At 60.0% G+C, this 2,659-nt stretch carries 3 protein-coding genes; all 3 read right to left on the minus strand.

Translation table 11 applies throughout. From position 1 onward, the window contains the following. Positions 1-70: 70 nt before the first annotated feature. From tnpC to AWB68_RS43895, 3 genes are read right to left on the minus strand one after another with little or no spacing between them, the layout of a single operon-like run. Complete coding sequence (tnpC, locus tag AWB68_RS43885) at positions 71-1,651, minus strand: IS66 family transposase (protein ID WP_087650318.1); 1,581 nt, start codon at positions 1,649-1,651, stop codon at positions 71-73. Positions 1,652-1,681: 30 nt separating this feature from the next. Further along, positions 1,682-2,038, minus strand: a complete 357-nt coding sequence (tnpB, locus tag AWB68_RS43890) for an IS66 family insertion sequence element accessory protein TnpB (RefSeq protein ID WP_087650319.1) — start codon at positions 2,036-2,038, stop codon at positions 1,682-1,684. Beyond that, positions 2,014-2,577, minus strand: a complete 564-nt coding sequence (locus AWB68_RS43895) for a transposase (protein WP_087650320.1) — start codon at positions 2,575-2,577, stop codon at positions 2,014-2,016. The genes tnpB and AWB68_RS43895 overlap by 25 nt, the downstream gene beginning before the upstream one ends. Between the last annotated feature and the right edge of the window lie 82 nt (positions 2,578-2,659).

A 2,659-nucleotide genomic window follows, 5' to 3' on the forward strand; every position in this document is an offset into this window, starting at 1 on the left:
CGTATGCGGTCCATCAGCGACGCCCCTCAATTCAGGTGGCGGAGCGCGTGACGTGTGGTAGGAACGCGGATCAGCGGAGGTTGGCCGGCAGCTTCCAGGGAAGCAGCGCGTCGTAGTCGTCGGCCGTCTTTGCCAGAGGCAACCGCTGGAACAGCCAGGTGAGGTAGCGATACGGATCGATGCCGTTGGCTTTGGCTGACTCGACCAGCGAATAAAGATTCGCACTCGCATGTGCGCCAGCAACTGTATCGGCAAACAGGAAGCTTTTGCGTGCGACGACAAACGGGCGAATGGAATTTTCGCAGGGATTGTTCGATATGGGCCAGTTGCCGTTCTCGACGTATCGGATCAGCTTGGGCCACTGCCCATGCAGATAGGTCAGGGCCTTGCCGAGTAAGCTTTGCGGCACGACGCCGGGCAACTGTTCAAGCATCAGCGTTTCGATGGCATCGAGCACGCGTGCACTGTATCGTCGTCGCAATCGCTGTCGTCGTTCAGCCGGCCACGTTTCACTGCGCGCTTCCGCCGCAAACAGCTTGCCGATCAGTTTGATGAAGCGTGTGGCGAGCAGATCGGGGGAGCGGGCCGCCTTGGGTACATTATCTTCGGCCTTGACCAGATACCGTCTCGCATGAGCCCAGCATCCGAGGTGCACGAGCTGATACTGTTGCGCAATGCCGTTGTAGGGCTCGTATCCGTCGGTCATCAGAACCGCGCCCTTGCGGATACCGGCGAACAGTTTGTCGGCCAGCTTCGCGCCGCGACCAGCCGTATAGGCGAAACAGCGGATGGGCGTTCCAGATCCGGTCATTTGCGACCAGAGATAGCTTTTCGTTTGTGGCTTGCGCCCGTCTTCCTTCAGGACCTGGAACGTCGTCTCGTCGCAGTAGATCACGTCAGCATCGAGCAACGCGTCGCGCATCAGGTTGATAACGGGCTGCGTCGCGAGACCGACGCGGACCATGCTCGCGGCGAGAGTGTTCGATGAGATGTCGCCACCGAAGCGTCGCAGCAGGACCGCTTGGCGATAGATTGGCATGCCAAACTGATACTTGCCGGAGGCGACCCACGCGAGCGCCGATTCCGTGAGCAGTCCACGCGGGATGATGCGCAGCGGCGCGGGCGTGACTTTGATGCCAAGATCGCAGCACGGGCAGGCATACTTGACGCGCTGGTGCTGGATGACGCGAAGCTGTTCGGGGATCACGTCGAGCTGCTCGCTCGTTTCGACACCGATCTCAACGAGCGCGTGGCCGTCGTGGTTGCAGAAGCGTTCGGCTTCGGGAAGTTCGTGCCGAACGACTTCGCGCGGCAAGTTGGGATCGAGCGGTTTGCGATGACCGCGCTTCTTGCGCGTGTGCGCGGCGATCCTGGTTTCGGGAGTATCTTCCTGCGCGGGTGTTGCGTTCGCGCCGAGCACTTCGGCTTCATTGAACAGACCGGGCTGATCCGATGCGCGAGCTTCGCTCTTCGCGCCGAACAGCTCGCGCCGGTAAGCGCGCAGTCGTTCCTCAGCCAGGTCGCGCTCCGCAGTCACGAGACGCAGTGCGCTGCGTAACCCGTCACGCTCTGACTGAAGGGCGTCATGCTCCTCACGTATCGCGCGGAGCGCCCTGAGTTCGTCAGCGTCGATGGTCACGTTGATCGGCATGCCACTTAGACCGGCACGCCGATGCCGTGTTCAACTCACGCGAGCATAATGGCGTTTCGGATGCCGCTGAAGAGCAGCAATGTCGGCACCTTCGAGAAGCCAGTGCAGCAGATCGACGGTCAACGTCACGACTTCGGTTTTGCTGTCAGGCCAGACGAAGCGATCATTGGCCTCGAGTCTCTTGAGCATCAGCCAGAAACCATTGTGCTGCCAGCCCAGGATCTTGACGCGATCGCGTCGCCGGTTGGTAAAAACGTAGAGCGAGGAATCCATGGGATTCAGGCGCATCGCCTGTTCGACGAGAATCGACAGGCTGTTCATTCCGTACCGGAAATCGACGGGATCGCGGTGCAGGTACACCTTCAGATTTTCGTCGAACCGGAACACGGCATCCTCCCGAACATCTGGACCACGGTGCTCAGTTCGTCGATGCTCGCTGCACTGAGATCAAGCTCCACACCATTCGACAGTCGCACATGCAGCGAAAGCGTGATCGGCGCAGTTGCAGTCAACACGAGTGGCAACGGCGGCACCGATGATGTTGAAACGACCGGCACAAATGCAGAAGTAGACGGTGCGCACAGGAGGTGCTTACGTGAGCCCGCAACGTCGGTCGATCCGTCATCCATGCAACGACGGAAGTCTTCGTGGGCAATTGCGTCGATGGCAGATGACGGTAGATCGCGCTCCGCGGCGCGCGTTTCCTGCGATGCAAATGGGATGCCTTTCTCGCGCTCCATCAGATACTTCGCGATCCATTTGCGCAGCAGGTTAGCGTTGATCCCATGCTCCTGTGCCAAACGGGCGACCGACGCGCCTGGTCGCAACGCGGCCTCGATCAGTACGCGCTTGCCTCCCTCGTCATAGCGACGGCGCCCGTCGCGGCTTTGACGAACTACTTTCAACTCTGAGTCTTTGCCAGTCATAGGTGTCCACCTCCGAATAGGTGGACACCTATGCTCCTCGCTCAGAGCGTCAGTTGGTAGACGTCGAAAATGGATCGCTTAC

The organism is Caballeronia choica (genome assembly GCF_001544535.1).
Classification (GTDB): domain Bacteria; phylum Pseudomonadota; class Gammaproteobacteria; order Burkholderiales; family Burkholderiaceae; genus Caballeronia; species Caballeronia choica.